The organism is Streptomyces sp. NBC_00414, assembly GCF_036038375.1.
GTDB lineage: Bacteria > Actinomycetota > Actinomycetes > Streptomycetales > Streptomycetaceae > Streptomyces.
On sequence record NZ_CP107935.1, the window covers coordinates 2,373,616 to 2,389,078 of the forward strand.

Below are 15,463 nucleotides of genomic sequence, written 5' to 3' on the forward strand. Positions count from 1 at the left end.
CCTCCATGAGAGCACGCGCCACTGACAATCCCCACCCGGTGGGTGCATCACGGGTGGAATCGGCATGAACAACGAGCGCCCCGAGGTCGGTGGGCGGTGAGCCCCGCCGGGCGGTCCTCAGCACGCGGCGAGACCCGCCGACGGGCCGCGCGTCGGGGTCGGCGTCAGCGTCCGACCGCGTACCCCTGCATCCCGCGCGGGTTCGCCGCCGCCGACAGGACCCCGGTCCGTGGGTCCCGGGCGACCGCGCACAGCCGCCCCTCGGACCAGGCGTCGCCGACCTGGACGTCGTGGCCCCGGCGCCGCAACTCCTCGATGACGTCAGGGTCGGTGCGCGACTCGACGGTCACGCTGCCGGGGAGCATCCCGCGCGGGTGGAAGGAGCCGGGGAAGCTGTCGTTGTGCCAGTTCGGGGCGTCGATGGCGCCTTGGAGGTCCGGGCCGCCGCGTACCTCCGCGCGCAGGGCGACGGCCAGGAAGAAGTGCAGCTGCCACTGGTCCTGCTGGTCACCGCCGGGCGTACCGAAGGCCATGACGGGGACCCCGTCCCGCAGCGCGAGCGACGGTGTGAGCGTCGTACGGGGACGGCGGCCCGGGGTGAGGGAGTTGGGCAGCCCCTCGTCCAGCCAGGCCATCTGGAGCCGGGTGCCGAGCGGGAAGCCCAGCTCGGGCACGACGGGGTTGGACTGCAGCCAGCCACCGCTGGGCGTGGCCGCGACCATGTTGCCCCAGCGGTCGACGATGTCGAGGTGGCAGGTGTCGCCCCGGGTGCCGCCGTCGGCCGAGACCTCGGGCTCCCCGGGCACGGGAGACGTCGGCGACTTGGCCACGGTGGGCTCGCCCCCACCCGCCCGCGCCACGGTCGGCCCGCCCGCCTCTGCCCGCGCCACCGTCGGCTCCCCCGCGCCCGGCGCCGCGAGCGCGTCGAACCCGCCCTCCCCCGAGGCCACCACGCGCGCGTGCCCACTGAGCAGCGGAGTCCGGCCGCCGGGGCTCCCCGGCCGCAGCTCGTACGAGGCCTTCTCCCCGACCAGCGCCCGCCGACCGGCGTTGTACTCGGGCGACAACAGCTCCGACAGCAGCTCCGCCGGGGGCACCTCGCCCGCGTCCCCGTACCAGGCCTCCCGGTCGGCCATCGCGAGCTTGCAGCCCTCGATCAGCAGGTGCGTGTACTCGGCGGAGCCGTACCGGGGCAGCTCGGGCGGCAGCAGGGCCAGCTGCTGGAGGAGTACCGGGCCCTGGCTCCAGGGGCCGGCCTTGCACAGGGTCCAGCCCCGCCAGTCGTACGTGGCCGGAGCCTCGTAGGACGCGGACCAGGAGGCCAGGTCGGCCGCCGTGAGCGTGCCGGAGTGGCGCTCGCCGCTGGTGTCCCGGGTGGGCCGGCCCGCCTGTCGCACGAGCGCCTCGGCGATGAAGCCCTCGCGCCAGATCCGCCGCGCGGCCTCGATCTCCGCGACGCGGCGGTCGCCGTCCTGGGTTCGGGACTCCCGGGTTCCGGGCTCCAGGGATGCTCCCGGCTCCCGGTCCGCGCCGGACTGCGGTGCGGCTCCTGACTGCGGAGCGGCTCCGGACTCCCGGCTGCTTCCGGCGTCCCGGACGGCCTCCGCGATCAGCCGCGTCCAGGTCGCCGCCAGCGCGGGGTTGCGGAACAGTTCGCCGGGCCGCGGGGGTTCGCCGCCCGGCAGATACACCTCGGCGGACGACGTCCACTCGGTCTCGAAGAGCTCCCGTACGGTCCGCACGGTCTCGCCGACGCGCTCCACGGGCGCGTGCCCGTCCCGCGCGTACCCGATGGCGTACTTCAGGACGTCCGCCAGGGACTTCGTGCCGTGGTCGCGCAGCAGCAGCATCCACGCGTCGAAGGCGCCGGGCACGGCGGCCGCGAGGGGCCCGGTGCCGGGGACGAGATCCAGACCGAGTCCCCTGTAGTGGGCGACGGTGGCCCCGGCCGGTGCCACACCCTGACCGCACAGGACCCGCACCTCACCGCCCGCCGGGGCGAGGATGATCGGGACCTCACCGGCGGGCCCGTTGAGGTGCGGCTCGACGACGTGCAGCACGAAACCCGCGGCGACGGCGGCGTCGTACGCGTTGCCGCCGTCCTCCAGCACGGCCATCGCCGACTGCGAGGCGAGCCAGTGCGTGGAGGACACCATTGCGAAGGTGCCCTGGAGCGTGGGTCGGGTCGTGAACACGGGGGAACTCCTCACTGCGGGGCGGGCCCGCCGACCACGGGGCCGGACTGCGGGGCCGGACGTCCGGCGATGGTACGCAGGCCGCTGCTACCCGGGTTGCGAGGGCTGCCAGGCCGTCGTCCCCAGGATGTTCTCCGGACCGATGTCGAGCGGATACGGCGGCTGTACGGTCACCGTGTCGTCGCCCTTCTTCGGGGCGACGCGGAGGTACACGCCGTCCGTGTTGTGCATCCGCCAGTACAGGGACGCGTGCGCGCTGTCGCCGGGGGCCAGTGTCAGCGACCGGGGGCCGGGGTCCTCCGGCGCCATGAACACCTGGTCCGTGCCCTCGACGGTCCGCACGCCGGGGAACGGCTCGCCCGATCCGTCCAGGACTGTGACGGCCGGATAGCCGTTCAACTTGTGCGGGCTGTCACCGCAGTTGGTGACGTCGAGGCCCATCGCGCGCAGCCCCATCGCCGCGTCGCCCTCATCAGCCGTGAAGCGCAGACCGGACTTCGGGCAGCCCTCCGCCTGCAGAGCGGGGGCGGGCGGAGAGGGCTCGGGGGTCACGGCCGTGGGCGTGGGCGTGAGGGTGAGCGTGGGCGGGACCACCGTCAGGGACGGCGACGACGAGTGCGTGCGTTCGGGGTTGCTCTCACGGTCCAGTTCGGCGGAGAGTCCGCACCCGCTCGCCCCCAGCACCAACAGGCAGACGAGGGCGGTACTGCGGAACAGCCTCGGGCGTATCGCGATCACCCGCCGATCATCACACGAGCCCTCGGCGGAAGCCCTCACTCCTCCTGCCTCGTGCCGCGCCCCCGCCTGCCACCCCGTACCGCCGCTTCGCCTCCCCCCGTGCCCTCACTCCGTCTGCCCGCGTGCCGTGACCAGCCCCGACTCGTAGGCGAACACCACCAGTTGGGCGCGGTCGCGGGCACCGAGCTTGGTCATCGCGCGGCTGATGTGGGTCTTGGCGGTGAAGGGACTGATGACCATGTGGGCGGCGATCTCCTCGTTGGTGAGGCCGCGGGCGGCGAGCGCGGTGACCTCGCGCTCCCGGCGGGTCAGGCACTCAAGACCGGGCGCCTTCGCCCGGTCCGGCGGCCGGGACACGAACTCGCCGATCAGCGTGCGGGTGACGGACGGCGACAGCAGGGCCTCGCCGCGCGTGACGACCTCGATGGCCTGGAGCAGGTCGGCGGGCTCGGTGTCCTTGAGCAGGAATCCACTGGCCCCGGCCCGCAGCGCCTCGAAGACGTAACTGTCGAGGCCGTAGTTGGTCAGCATCACCACGCGGACGGTGGACAGCCGCGGGTCGGCGGCGATACGGCGGGTCGCCTCGATGCCCGTCATCACCGGCATCTGGACGTCGACGAGGGCGATGTCCGGCACCTGTTCGCGCACCAGCGCCACGCCCTGTTCGCCGTCCGCCGCCTCGCCGACCACCTCGATGCCCTCCTCGGCGTCCAGGAGGGCCCGGAACCCGGCCCGCATGAGCGCCTGGTCGTCGATGAGCGCGACCCGGATCACGCGTGCTCCAGCGGCAGACCGGCCCGTACCGAGAAGCCGCCCTCCTCGCGCGGGGCGGCCCGCAGGGTGCCGCCGAGCGCCGCGACCCGTTCGCGCATGCCGGTGAGTCCGATGCCCTCGGCGGGCGGGCAGGACGGTTCGGCGGTTCCGTCGTCGTCGACGCGAATCGTCAACTCACCTTCTCCGTAGTCGAGTTGCACGGCCACCTTGGTGGGGCCCGCATGTCGGGCGGCGTTCGTGAGGGCTTCCTGGACGATGCGGTACGCGGCCCGGTCCACGGTCGCCGCCAGCGGGCGCTCGCGGCCCGTGACGGTCAGGTCGACGGCGAGGCCCGCCGCGCGGGCCCGCTCCACGAGCAGCGCGGGCGTGCCGGTCGGCTCGTCGGTGCGCAGGATGTCCAGCGTGGCGCGCAGTTCGCGCATGGCCTCCCCGCCGGCCTCCTGGATGGCGAGCAGGGCCGGGGGTATCTCCTCGCCGCGCTTGCGCGCGAGATGGACGGCGACACCCGCCTGGAGCTTGACGATGGAGATGCTGTGGGTCAGGGAGTCGTGCAACTCCCTTGCGATCCGCAGGCGTTCCTCACCGGCCCGGCGCAGGGCCGCCTCCTCGCGGGTGCGCTCGGCCTCCAGCGCACGCTGTTCGGTCTGGCGCAGATACGCCTGCCAGTTGCGGCCCGCGAGACCGCTGACCACGGCGCACAGGAACCAGCCCGCGAGCAGGGCGGTCCGTTCCACGGTGTCGTGCGAGACCGGGCCCGCCGCGAGATACGCGCCGAGGAACACGGCGCCCGCGGCCGCGCCCACGGCCCGGTGTCCCGCCTGCGCCGCGATGTGGACGGCGGCCACCACGGGCAGGGCGGCCACCGGCCCCGGCTGGGCGTGCAGCGCGTGGGCGCTCAGGGCCGCCGTGGTCACCGCCAGCACCGCCCGGGGCGCTTTTCGGTACGCGGCCAGCGCGAGCGAGCCGGCCACGATCAGCGCGAGGTCGAGCGCGGTGGTGTCCTGGTCGGAGGCCGCCGCGGACATGGTGATCGCGCCGATCACGACGGCGAGTGCCACGTCGGCGAGCCGCTTGAGGATGACCTGGTCCGCGCTCATGTCCGTAAGGTAGACCGCCCCGCCGACAACGGCGTCAGCCCTGTGGACAACTCCGGGACTACTCCCGCCGCAGTAGCGGGACGTGCCGGGCGGTCGCGTCGGCGCACCGCCGACTGCCTTCGGCGGTACGACGCGTGGGGGCACCCCGGGGAGCCAGGGTTCTCCCCATGAACACAGCCTTCCTGACCGCGCCGTTCACGACCGCCCCCTTCCGCCACACCGAGCCCCTGCCGCCCCGGGCCGCCACCGGCCGTACCGCGGAGGTGTACCGGCAGCTCGCCGAGGACTTCGGCATCGAGAGCGCCTCCACCTTCGTCGTCCTGTCCTCCTCGCCCGACCTCATGTCCGCCGCCTGGGCGTTGATGAGGGAGTCGCTGCTCGCGGGCGAGGGCAGCCGCACCGGCAAGGAGCTGGCCGCCTTCGGGGTGTCCCGTGCAAACAAGTGCCCGTTCTGCGTGGACGCGCACACCCTCCTGCTGCACGCCACCGGCGACCACGCCCTCGCGGAGCGCCTGGCCCGCGGCGAAGCCCCGGAGAAGGAGGTCCAGGCCCGCATGGTCGCCTGGGGCGAGGCGACGCGTGTCCCGGGCAGCCCGGCTCTCACCCCGCTGCCCTTCTTCGCCCGGCACACCGCCGCGTACGTGGGCACCGCCCTGGCCTTCCACTTCATCAACCGGGTCGTCTCGGCCCTGCTGACCGAGAACCTGCTGCCGGGCAACGTCCAGCGGTTCAGGCCGGTCCGCAGCCTCGTCGGCCGGTCCGTGGCGAGGACCGTACGCCGGCGCCTCGTCCCGGGCACGAGCCTCGCCCTCCTCGACGGCGACGCGGGCCCCGGCCCGGCCTGGGCCGCCGGGTCCGCGGTCGGCCCGGCCTATGCGGCACTGCGGGCCGCGGCGACGGCCGGCTCCGCGCTGCTGACCGAGGCCGACCAGAACCTCGTACGGGACACGGTCGCGGTCTGGGACGGTACGCATCAGCCGTTGGTGTGGGACGCGCTGCCGGGACGCGCGGACCGGCCCGGGGCTCGGCTGGCGCTGCTGGCCGCGCTGGCTCCCTACCGGATCACCGACGAGGACGTGGCCGCCTGGAAGAAGCCGCCGTACACGGATCACTGTCTGGTCCAGCTGATCGCGTACGGCGCGTTCGCCGCCGTGGACCGCATCGAGCGGGCGCTGCCCCTCGGTGCCGCACTGCCCCTCGATCCCGCCGTGCCCATTGATGACGGGGCGCCCGGCGCGGTCGGCGGTCGGCCGCAGTAGTCACTGTCGGCCGTTGCTGTCACCGCTGTCGCTGTCACCGCGCGGGCACGGGCGGGCACGGAGCGAGTTCGCACTTCCGCCCCCACAGCCACTCATGTGACACTGGCGTCCCGTCCGCCGTGCGGACCCTCTCCGCACCGTCCCCCACGAAATGTGCGCCGTGCGATCTCTTCCTCTCGCTCTCACCGCGCGTCTGGCGCCGGTCGTCGTGCTTGCCACGGCGGGCTGGGCGCTGTCGTCCGGGCCGCTCGCCGCGCCTGCGGCCACGGAGAAGAAGGCCTCTCCCGACGGCGAGAGATCCCCGTCGGCGCCCGCGACCGCAGCGGCGAGCCGTACGTACCGCAATTCTCCGGCGCCCTGCGAGGGCGTCACGAAGAAGACGGTGACCTCGCTGGTGCCCGGCGCCAAGACGGCCGGCAAGGAGATCCCCTCGACCGACGAGTCGCTGCGCCGCACCTGCTCCTGGAACGCGCTCAAGGCGTTCGACTACCGCTGGCTGGACATCTCGTACGAGATCAAGAAGTCCGACGAGACCGCCCTGGCCGCGTACAAGCAGCGCGCGACGGAGAAGAGCGGCGGCGGTCAGGTCCCCGGCGTCGGGGACGAGGCCTACTCGGTGGTCAACCTCACCACCGAGAAGAAGCAGCAGACCCGTGAGGGCATGGTGATCGTCCGCGCGTCCAACGCCCTGGTGGTCGTCACGTACAACGGCAGTGACTTCGAGACCAAGAAGGCGCCCAGTACGGACGAGATCAACAAGGGCGCCATCAAGGCCGCCAAGGAGGGGATGGCCGCGCTGGAGGCCGCTCAGTAGAGCCGGCTCCGGCGCGGCCGGACCCGTCCGCCGTCAGACGGCCTTGTCCGCGGGTTCCTCCCGTCCGGCCGTGGCCGCTTCCCGTTCGGCCCGCGCCAGGGGCGCCATCAGGGCGACGTACAGGACGAGCGACGAGGCGACGCCGACCGCCCATCCGTAGTCCGCGAGCGGCTTGAGGAACGGGACGAGTCCGTCGACCGGGAACGGGCCGAGCTTCTCGCCCTTGGCGTCGACGTTCGAGTACGAGCCGCCGACGGCCAGGACGCCGCCGACCACGAAGGCGAGCACCGCCCGCCAGTTCCAGCCGTTCGTGTACCAGTAGCGTCCGCCGGGCGTGTAGAGGTCCGCGAGGTGCAGGACCGTGCGGCGGACGATCCAGTAGTCGGCGATCAGGATGCCCGCGACCGTGCCGAGCAGCCCGCCGACCACACCGAGCCAGGTGAAGATGTAGAACTCCGGGGTGGAGATCAGCTTCCACGGGAAGATCAGGATGCCGATGACACCCGTGATCAGCGCGCCCGTACGGAAGTTGATGAACTTCGGCGCCAGGTTGGACAGGTCGTACGCCGGTGAGACCACGTTCGCCGCGATGTTCACGGAGATCGTGGCGATCAGCACGATGAAGAGCGCGAAGAGCAGACCGAAGGCGCTGTCGGTCTTGGCCGCGAGGGCCACCGGATCCCAGATCGCCTCTCCGTAGACGGCCTCGGAGCCGGAGGTGACCAGCACGGCGAGGATCGCGAAGAGCGTCATCGTCGTCGGCAGCCCAAGAGTCTGCCCCCAGGTCTGCGCCTTCTGGCTGGCGCCGAAGCGGGTGAAGTCGGGGATGTTGAGCGACAGGGTCGCCCAGAAGCCGATCATGCCCATCAGGGACGGGAAGAAGACCGGCCAGAAGTCGGGGCCCCAGCCGAGCTTCGAGGGCTGGTCGAGCAGCGCGCCGAAGCCGTCGGCCTTGATCGCGATCCAGATCAGCAGTGCGAACGCGCCGACGATCACGACGGGCGCGGCCCAGTTCTCGAAGCGCCGCAGGAAGTCCATACCGCGGTAGATGATCGCGATCTGCACGGCCCAGAACAGGATGAAGCACAGCCACAGCGGCCAGGGGTTGCCCGCGATCTGCCCCGCCTTCTCCCACTCGCCGCCGGTCAGCTTGGAGCCCAGGGCGAAGATGCCGCTGCCGCCGATCCAGGTCTGGATGCCGAACCAGCCGCAGGCCACGGCCGCCCGGATGAGCGCCGGGACGTTGGCCCCGCGCAGCCCGAAGGAGGCACGGGCCAGTACGGGGAAGGGGATGCCGTACTTGGGTCCGGCGTGCCCGGTGGCCACCATCGGCAGCAGCACGATGATGTTGGCCAGCGCGATCGTGAAGACGGCCTGTTTCCAGTCCATGCCGAGGGCGACCAGACCGGAGGCGAGGGTCCAGCTGGGAATGCAGTGGGCCATGGAGATCCACAGCGCCGCGAAGTTGTACGTCGTCCACTTGCGCTCGGCGACCGGGACGGGACGCAGGTCCTCGTTGGCGAAAGGGCTGTCGGCGGGGAAGGCCCCGGGGCTGAGTTCGATCCGCCCCTCGGCGTCGGCGGACTGGGATATCGGCGGCCCCGTGGGGACGGTTTCGGTCATGAGCAGGCCAATCGATGAGGTGGGACGGGAAAGGCCGTGCGGGTGGCGCCGTGGGGGTGGTGGTGCGGTCCCCTTCCCGGGGAGGTGGGAAGGGGACGACTCGGGTGCGGGCGGGATGAGTGCGGGCGGGTTGGGTGCGGGCAGGTCGGGTGCGGGCGAGTGGGAGGGCTCGCCGCTAACCGTTGACGGCGGGGATGACCGTGGATCCGTACGCCTCGATGACCGCCTCCTGAGCGTCATGCATGTCGTACAGGGCGAACTGGTCGACGCCCAGCTCCCGCAGGGCGTTCAGCTTCGCGACGTGCTGCTCGGCCGTACCGATCAGGCAGAACCGGTCGACGATCTCGTCCGGCACGAACTGCGTGTCGGGGTTCCCGCTGCGCCCGTGGTGGGAGTAGTCGTAGCCCTCGCGGGACTTGATGTAGTCGGTGAGTTCGTCGGGGACGGCGGCGGAGTGCTCGCCGTACTTGGAGACCAGGTCGGCGACGTGGTTGCCGACCATGCCGCCGAACCAGCGGCACTGCTCACGCGCGTGGGCGAGCGCCTCGGGCGAGTCGTCCTCGGTGACGTAGGCGGGCGCAGCCACGCAGATCTTGATGTCGGCGGGGTCGCGTCCCGCCTCGGCCGCCGCGGTCTTCACCGCCTTGACCATGTACTCGGTGAGATACAGGTCGGCGAGCTGCAGGATGAAGCCGTCCGCCTCCTCGCCGGTCATCTTGAGGGCCTTGGGTCCGTACGCGGCCATCCAGACGGGGAGTTCGGCGCCGGGCCTGATCCACGGGAACTTGATCACCGTGCCGCCGAGGTCGGCCTCGTCGCCGCGCCCCAGCGCCCGGATGACCTTCATGGCCTCGCTGATCCGGGCGAGGGTGTTGGGTTTGCGGCCGGCCACCCGCATCGCCGAGTCACCGCGGCCGATGCCGCAGACCGTGCGGTTGCCGAACATGTCGTTGAGGGTGGCGAAGGTCGAGGCGGTGACCTCCCAGGTGCGGGTGCCCGGGTTCGTCACCATCGGGCCGACCGTCAACTTCGTCGTGTTGGAAAGGATCTGACTGTAGATCACGAACGGCTCCTGCCAGAGCACGGCGGAGTCGAAGGTCCAGCCGTACGTGAAGCCGTTGCGCTCGGCCCGCTTCATCAGGCTGATGACGCGGGAAGCGGGTGGGTCGGTCTGCAGGACGAGTCCGAAGTCCATGGCGCCACTCCTGGTCGCTCAGAGAAGGTACTGACAGGTGGAGCGAGGGGTGTAACTGCCGTGCCCGGCACGGCCGGTGAACTCCCGCTCGGTGATGACGGGTGTGCCGCGCGACAGGACCGTCTCGACCCGGCCGGTGGTGCGCCTGCCCTCGTACGCCGAGTAGTCGACGTTCATGTGGTGGGTCTCGGCGGACATGACCTGCTCGGCGTGCGGGTCGTAGATGACGACGTCCGCGTCGGCGCCCGGCGCGATCGTCCCCTTCTTCGGGTACAGGCCGAACATCCGGGCCGGGGTGGCGCAGGCGATCTCGATCCAGCGGCGGCGCGAGATGTGCCCGTCGACGACGGCCTGGTGCAGCAGGTCCATCCGGTTCTCGACGCCCGGCAGACCGTTGGGGATCTTCGAGAAGTCGCCCCGGCCCAGCTCCTTCTGGCCCACGAAGCAGAAGGGGCAGTGGTCGGTGGAGACGACCTGGAGGTCGTTCGTGCGCAGGCCCCGCCACAGGGCGGCCTGGTGCTCCTTGGGCCGCAGCGGGGTCGAGCACACGTACTTCGCGCCCTCGAAGTCCGGTTCCGCGAGGTTGTCCGTCGACAGGAACAGGTACTGCGGACAGGTCTCGCCGAAGACGTTGAGGCCCTCGTCGCGGGCCCGCGCCAGCTCGGCGACGGCTTCCGTCGCCGAGACGTGCACGACGTACAGCGGGGCGCCGGCCACCTGGGCGAGCTTGATGGCTCGGTGGGTGGCCTCGGCTTCGAGGAGGGCCTTGCGGACCTCGCCGTGGAACCGGGGGTCGGTCTCGCCCCTGGCCAGCGCCTGCTCCACCAGGACGTCGATCGCGATGCCGTTCTCGGCGTGCATCATGATCAGGCCGCCGTTCTCGGCGGAGCGCTGCATGGCGCGCAGGATCTGGCCGTCGTCGCTGTAGAAGACGCCGGGGTAGGCCATGAACTGCTTGAAGGAGGTGACGCCCTCCTCGACCAGCAGGTCCATCTCCTTGAGCGTGTCCTGGTTCACGTCGGAGACGATCATGTGGAAGCCGTAGTCGATGGCGCACTTGCCGTCGGCCTTGGCGTTCCAGGCGTCGAGGCCCTCGCGCAGTGAGCGGCCGACGCTCTGTACCGCGAAGTCGATGATCGTGGTCGTGCCGCCCCAGGCGGCGGCGCGGGTGCCGGTCTCGAAGGTGTCGGAGGCGAAGGTGCCGCCGAAGGGCAGCTCCATGTGGGTGTGGGCGTCGACGCCGCCCGGGATCACGTACTTTCCGGTGGCGTCGATGGTCCGCTCGGCGGTCCAGGCCTCGGCGGTGGGAGTGCCGCTCGCGGCGAGGGCGACGATGCGGGTGTCCTCGATGAGGACGTCCGCGTGTAGTTCGTCCGACGCGGTGATCACTAGGCCACCGCGGATGACTGTACGGCTGCTCATGCTTCGTCTCCTGTCTGTCCGGACGGGCACCTCCGGTGGAGGGCGGTGGGTGGGTGCGGGTACGTCGTGGTCGGCCGCGCAGTTCCCCGCGCCCCCAAAGGCGTCGTGGCTGAGCAGGCGATCGACGCCCCACTGGCGTCGTGGCCGGGTGCGCCGTTCCCCGCGCGCCCTGCGGGGCCCCGGCCGGGGTCGGGCCTCAGGGAGCCGTCAGGGTGCCGTACGCGTCCGGGCGGCGGTCGCGGTAGAACTGCCAGCGGTCGCGGACCGTACGCAGTTTCTCCATGTCCAGGTCGCGGACGACGAGTTCGGACTCCTTGTCGCTCGCCACCTCCCCGACGAACTGTGCTTCCGGGTCCACGAAGTACGAGGTCCCGTAGAAGTCGTTGGAGCCCAGTTCCTCCACGCCCACGCGGTTGATCGCGCCCACGAAGTACTCGTTGGCGACGGCCGCGGCCGGCTGCTCCAGCTGCCAGAGGTAGGCGGACAGACCGCGCGAGGTGGCCGACGGGTTGAAGACGATCTCGGCCCCGGCGAGTCCGAGGGCACGCCAGCCCTCCGGGAAGTGCCGGTCGTAGCAGATGTAGACGCCGACCTTGCCGACCGCGGTGTCGAAGACCGGCCAACCGCTGTTGCCGGGGCGGAAGTAGAACTTCTCCCAGAAGCCCTCGACCTGCGGGATGTGGTGCTTGCGGTACTTGCCGAGGTACGAGCCGTCGGCGTCGATCACCGCCGAGGTGTTGTAGAGGACACCGGGCTGCTCCTCCTCGTACATCGGCAGGACGAGGACGATGCCCAGCTCCTTCGCCAGCGCTTGGAAGCGGCGCACGATCGGGCCCTCGGGGATCTGCTCGGCGTACTCGTAGAACGCCTTGTCCTGGACCTGGCAGAAGTAGGGCCCGTAGAACAGCTCCTGGAAGCACAGGACTTGAGCACCCTGCGCGGCCGCGTCGCGGGCCGCCTGCTCGTGGACCTGGATCATCGACTCCTTGTCGCCCGTCCATGCGGTCTGGAAGACGGCGGCGCGGATCACTCTGCTCATCGGGACCTCCGGTCGCTGGGTGTGCGGCGAGCCTAGGAAGTCCGGAGGGCGGCTTTGAGTTGCACGGTGTCACGTCTGCGGGCGTGTGGCGTTCCACGGTGTCACCCTTGCGAAGGCCCATGTTTCACCACCGTTTTCCCAGGTCGTTCGATGTTTCAGTGCTGTTGCGCGTCGTGTGCGAGGAGGGCGATGTGGATGGAGGCGGCCTGTTCGAAGTCGTCGAGGTCGACCCCGAGCCGCGCCTCTATGGACTCCAGCCGCCGGTACAGGGCGGGCCGGGAGACATGGTGGAGCTGCGCGGTGCGCGACTTGTTCCGGCCCGTGGCGAGATACGTCCGCAGCACGGGCAGCAGCTCCGCCTCCGCGTCGGCGTCGCGCAAAAGCCCGTCCAACTCCCGCTCCGCGAAGGACTGGACGTGCGGATCGTCCCGCAACAGCCGGACCAGCCCTCGCAGATGTACGTCCCTGAGCCGCACCACGACCGGCAGGTCGAGGCCGGCCGGGCTCTCGGCGACGGCGTCGGCCACGTGCCGGGCCTCGCGCAGCCCGGCGGGCACGTCGTCCCATCCGGTCCGCGCGTCCGCGGCGGCGACGACGGCCGCGGGCTCCTGCGCCCCGCCACCGCCCGAAGCCGGTCTGCCATCACCCGTCTCCGCCCCGCCGTCGCCCTGTTCCGCGCGCAGCCGGGCGGCGAAGTGTGCGGCGAGGGCTTCGGCGTCCTGGTCCCTGGCGAGGCTCAGCAGTACGGCGGTGACCCCGTCCGCCAGTTCGGCGACGAGCCCGGGGAGCCCCAACAGTCGCAGCACGCGGACCAGTTGGGCAGCGCGCACGCCTCGTACGGCCAGCGGCACGAACGTCCGGCGGTTGACCGGCAGCCCGGCCGCGCGGGCCCGGGGCAGCAGTTGTCTGGCCGGTACCGCCCCGGAGACGAGGTCGGTCAGCAGGCCCTGCGCCGACTGCTCCTCCCAGGAGTGCGCGGAGCCGCCGAGCATGCGGTGCAGGACGAGCGCCTCGGCGGCGCGGTCGGCGAGGAGCCGCCCGGTGGCGGCGTCGCCGCGGTAGCCGCAGAGCACGATGCGGCCCCAGCGCTCGCCGCGCCCGCCCAGTTCGGCGCGGACCCAGCCGTCGCCCTCGCTGCCGCCGGCCTGCCGTGCGATGCGCTCCCAGTCGCGCAGCACGTCGTCGACCGCGGACCGCTCCCCCGCCGTGGCGAGGACCCGGTGGGCGAGGTTGGTGACGACGACCGGGCAGACGCTGTGGCCGGCGATCTCGTCGAGCATGCGCTGCAGCGGGGCGCCCGTCGTGATGAGCCCGGTCAGCGCGGTGCGTACCGCCTCCGAGAGGCTGACGGCCGCGAACTTCCTTCGTACGAGCCGCGATTGCACCTCTTCGGTGAGTTCGGCGAAGGGGAACGGGCGGTGCAGGACCACCATCGGCAGCCCGCACCGCTCGGCGGCCCGGCGCATCACCTCGGGGGGCGCGGGAAAGGCCCGGCCGAGTCCGAGGACGACGGCCGAGGCCTCCGCGCGGTGCAGGGAGCGGATGTACTCGGCCTGTGCCTCCCGGTCGCCCGCGAGCAGCACACCGGTGGTGAGGACCATCTCACCGCCGCTGAGCATCACCCCGACGTCGGCGGCCTCGGCGACGTGCACCCAGCGCACGGGCCGGTCGAGCTGGCCCGCGCCCGCCACCACCTCGGGCTCCCCGGCGAGCACCCGCTCCAGGGCGAGGACCTGCCGGACCGACAGGGCGGGTTCCGAGGCGGTCGTCATCGATGCGAACCTTCAATCTCGCGGTGCCGAACACTCCTCGGAGCCGACTCCCACGGGGAGTTGACCGCCACTCGGAGCTGACTACTGCTCAAACCTGACCTTTGCTCAGACCTGACCTGCACTCGGGCCCGACTGGCACTCGGGCCCGACCGCCACTCAGACCAGACTGCTCCGCAGGGCGCGCTCCAGCATCGCGGCGCCCTCCTCGGCCTCCGCGACGGTGAGCGACAGGGGCGGCGCGATGCGCAGGACGCTGGTGCTGTGACCGCCGCCCTTGCCGATCAACAGGCCTTCCTCGCGGGCCGCTTCGAGCACGGCGGCGGCCGCGTCCGGGTCGGCCTCGTCGGTGCCGGGCTTCACCAGCTCGACGCCGATCATCAGTCCACGGCCGCGCACCTCCCGTACGCCCGGGAACTGTTCGGCGACGGCCCGCAGCCGCTCGATGAGCAGTCCGCCGACCCTGCGGGCGTTGCCCTGGAGGTCGTGCTCCAGCAGATACAGGAGGTTGGCGAGGCCCGCGGCCATGGTGACCTGGGTGCCGCCGAAGGTCGAGATGGAGTTGGAGTCCAGGCAGTTCATGATCTCGGCGCGGGCGACGACCCCGCCGATGGACATGCCGTTGCCGATGCCCTTGGCGAAGGTGAGGATGTCGGGCGGGCCGTTCTGTCCGTGGGCCTGCCAGCCCCAGAAGTTGTCGCCGGTCCTGCCCCAGCCGGTCTGCACCTCGTCGGCGATCCACAGGATGCCGCGCTCCTGGAGGACCTCGCGGAAGGCCGCGTACAGGCCGTCCGGCGGGGAGGTGAAGCCGCCGACGCCCTGGACGGGTTCGGTGATCAGGGCGGCGGGCGCGCGTACGTGCCCGAGCAGGTCCTCCAGGTCGGCGACGCAGGCCGCGATGAAGCCGGCGTCGTCGAGATCGGCGTACGGGCCGCGGGTGCGGACGCCGCCGTGCACGTACAGCGTCTGGAGGGGTGACAGGCTCGTCGGCGACCAGCCCTTGTTGCCGGTGATGCCGACCGCGCTGAACGAGCGGCCGTGATAGCTGTTGCGCATCGCCAGGATCTGGTTGCTGCGGCGGTACGCGGTGGCCAGGAGCAGCGCGGTGTCGTTGGCCTCGGTGCCCGAGGTCGTGAAGAAGACACGGGCGTCCGGGATGCCCGACAGCGCGGCGATCCGCTCGGCCAGGTCGACCATGGGCCGGTTGAGGTAGAGCGTCGAGGAGTGGTTGATCCGGCCGGCCTGCTCGCTGACGGCCTTCGTGACCTCGGGCAGGGCGTGCGCGGTCATCGTGGTGAGGATGCCGCCGAAGAAGTCGAGGTACCTGTTGCCCTCGGCGTCCCAGACGTGGCGGCCCTCGCCGTGGGTGAGTTCGAGGGGCTCGGCGTAGTAGAGGGCGAGCCAGTCGGGCAGGACGGCCCGGTGACGCCGGTGCAGACCCTTGTCCGGGCCGCGGACCGAGCCCTGGGCCGAGCTCTGGACCGAGCCCTGGGCCGACGCCCGGGCGGAACTCTGGGTCGAACTCTGGGGAGCGTCTG

Annotated in this window: 12 protein-coding genes; 2 read left to right on the forward strand and 10 right to left on the reverse strand. The window is 71.8% G+C overall.

Annotation, left to right across the window (positions count from 1 at the left end; translation table 11 throughout):
* Window positions 1-164 precede the first annotated feature (164 nt).
* From OHS59_RS10190 to OHS59_RS10205, 4 genes are all read right to left on the reverse strand, one after another.
* Window positions 165-2,195 (reverse strand): gamma-glutamyltransferase family protein, encoded by a 2,031-nt coding sequence (locus tag OHS59_RS10190; protein WP_328493063.1) that lies wholly within the window; start codon window positions 2,193-2,195, stop codon window positions 165-167.
* 87 nt (window positions 2,196-2,282) lie between these two features.
* The gene (locus tag OHS59_RS10195) at window positions 2,283-2,933 is read right to left on the reverse strand and encodes a DUF4232 domain-containing protein (protein WP_328493064.1); all 651 of its coding nucleotides are present in this window, start codon (window positions 2,931-2,933) and stop codon (window positions 2,283-2,285) included.
* A gap of 105 nt (window positions 2,934-3,038) precedes the next feature.
* On the reverse strand, window positions 3,039-3,707 hold the full coding sequence (locus tag OHS59_RS10200) for a response regulator transcription factor (RefSeq protein WP_328493065.1): 669 nt from the start codon (window positions 3,705-3,707) through the stop codon (window positions 3,039-3,041).
* Window positions 3,704-4,804 carry a sensor histidine kinase gene (locus OHS59_RS10205; RefSeq protein WP_328493066.1) on the reverse strand — a complete coding sequence of 367 codons (1,101 nt, stop codon included), beginning with the start codon at window positions 4,802-4,804 and terminating at the stop codon, window positions 3,704-3,706. Before OHS59_RS10205 ends, OHS59_RS10200 begins: the two co-directional genes overlap by 4 nt.
* Before the next feature lie 167 nt (window positions 4,805-4,971).
* Here OHS59_RS10205 and OHS59_RS10210 point away from each other — a divergent pair, with 167 nt between their 5' ends.
* Window positions 4,972-6,063, forward strand: a complete 1,092-nt coding sequence (locus tag OHS59_RS10210; protein WP_328493067.1) for a carboxymuconolactone decarboxylase family protein — start codon at window positions 4,972-4,974, stop codon at window positions 6,061-6,063.
* A 151-nt stretch (window positions 6,064-6,214) separates the two neighbouring features.
* On the forward strand, window positions 6,215-6,877 hold the full coding sequence (locus OHS59_RS10215; protein ID WP_328493068.1) for a hypothetical protein: 663 nt from the start codon (window positions 6,215-6,217) through the stop codon (window positions 6,875-6,877).
* 33 nt (window positions 6,878-6,910) lie between these two features.
* Here OHS59_RS10215 and OHS59_RS10220 read toward each other — a convergent pair whose 3' ends face one another.
* The 6 genes from OHS59_RS10220 to OHS59_RS10245 form a co-directional block, all read right to left on the reverse strand.
* A complete protein-coding gene (locus OHS59_RS10220; protein WP_328493069.1) occupies window positions 6,911-8,500 on the reverse strand; it encodes an NCS1 family nucleobase:cation symporter-1 in 1,590 nt (529 codons plus the stop codon).
* 175 nt (window positions 8,501-8,675) lie between these two features.
* Window positions 8,676-9,695: a TIGR03842 family LLM class F420-dependent oxidoreductase gene (locus OHS59_RS10225; RefSeq protein ID WP_328493070.1), complete on the reverse strand. Its 1,020-nt coding sequence runs from the start codon at window positions 9,693-9,695 to the stop codon at window positions 8,676-8,678.
* Between the two features lie 18 nt (window positions 9,696-9,713).
* A complete protein-coding gene (gene hydA, locus OHS59_RS10230; RefSeq protein WP_328493071.1) occupies window positions 9,714-11,117 on the reverse strand; it encodes a dihydropyrimidinase in 1,404 nt (467 codons plus the stop codon).
* A gap of 196 nt (window positions 11,118-11,313) precedes the next feature.
* Window positions 11,314-12,156 (reverse strand): nitrilase-related carbon-nitrogen hydrolase, encoded by an 843-nt coding sequence (locus tag OHS59_RS10235; RefSeq protein ID WP_328493072.1) that lies wholly within the window; start codon window positions 12,154-12,156, stop codon window positions 11,314-11,316.
* Between the two features lie 155 nt (window positions 12,157-12,311).
* Window positions 12,312-13,928: a PucR family transcriptional regulator gene (locus OHS59_RS10240; RefSeq protein WP_328493073.1), complete on the reverse strand. Its 1,617-nt coding sequence runs from the start codon at window positions 13,926-13,928 to the stop codon at window positions 12,312-12,314.
* A 156-nt stretch (window positions 13,929-14,084) separates the two neighbouring features.
* Window positions 14,085-15,362, reverse strand: a complete 1,278-nt coding sequence (locus OHS59_RS10245; RefSeq protein ID WP_328499152.1) for an aspartate aminotransferase family protein — start codon at window positions 15,360-15,362, stop codon at window positions 14,085-14,087.
* Window positions 15,363-15,463: the final 101 nt, after the last annotated feature.

Bases quoted from the DNA above. Each gene is read 5' to 3' on its own strand.
- OHS59_RS10205 (WP_328493066.1), bottom strand. From the start codon at position 4,804: ATGAGCGCGGACCAGGTCATCCTCAAGCGGCTCGCCGACGTGGCACTC.
- OHS59_RS10210 (WP_328493067.1), top strand. From the start codon at position 4,972: ATGAACACAGCCTTCCTGACCGCGCCGTTCACGACCGCCCCCTTCCGC.
- OHS59_RS10215 (WP_328493068.1), top strand. From the start codon at position 6,215: ATGTGCGCCGTGCGATCTCTTCCTCTCGCTCTCACCGCGCGTCTGGCG.
- OHS59_RS10220 (WP_328493069.1), bottom strand. From the start codon at position 8,500: ATGACCGAAACCGTCCCCACGGGGCCGCCGATATCCCAGTCCGCCGAC.
- OHS59_RS10225 (WP_328493070.1), bottom strand. From the start codon at position 9,695: ATGGACTTCGGACTCGTCCTGCAGACCGACCCACCCGCTTCCCGCGTC.
- hydA (WP_328493071.1), bottom strand. From the start codon at position 11,117: ATGAGCAGCCGTACAGTCATCCGCGGTGGCCTAGTGATCACCGCGTCG.
- OHS59_RS10235 (WP_328493072.1), bottom strand. From the start codon at position 12,156: ATGAGCAGAGTGATCCGCGCCGCCGTCTTCCAGACCGCATGGACGGGC.
- OHS59_RS10240 (WP_328493073.1), bottom strand. From the start codon at position 13,928: ATGACGACCGCCTCGGAACCCGCCCTGTCGGTCCGGCAGGTCCTCGCC.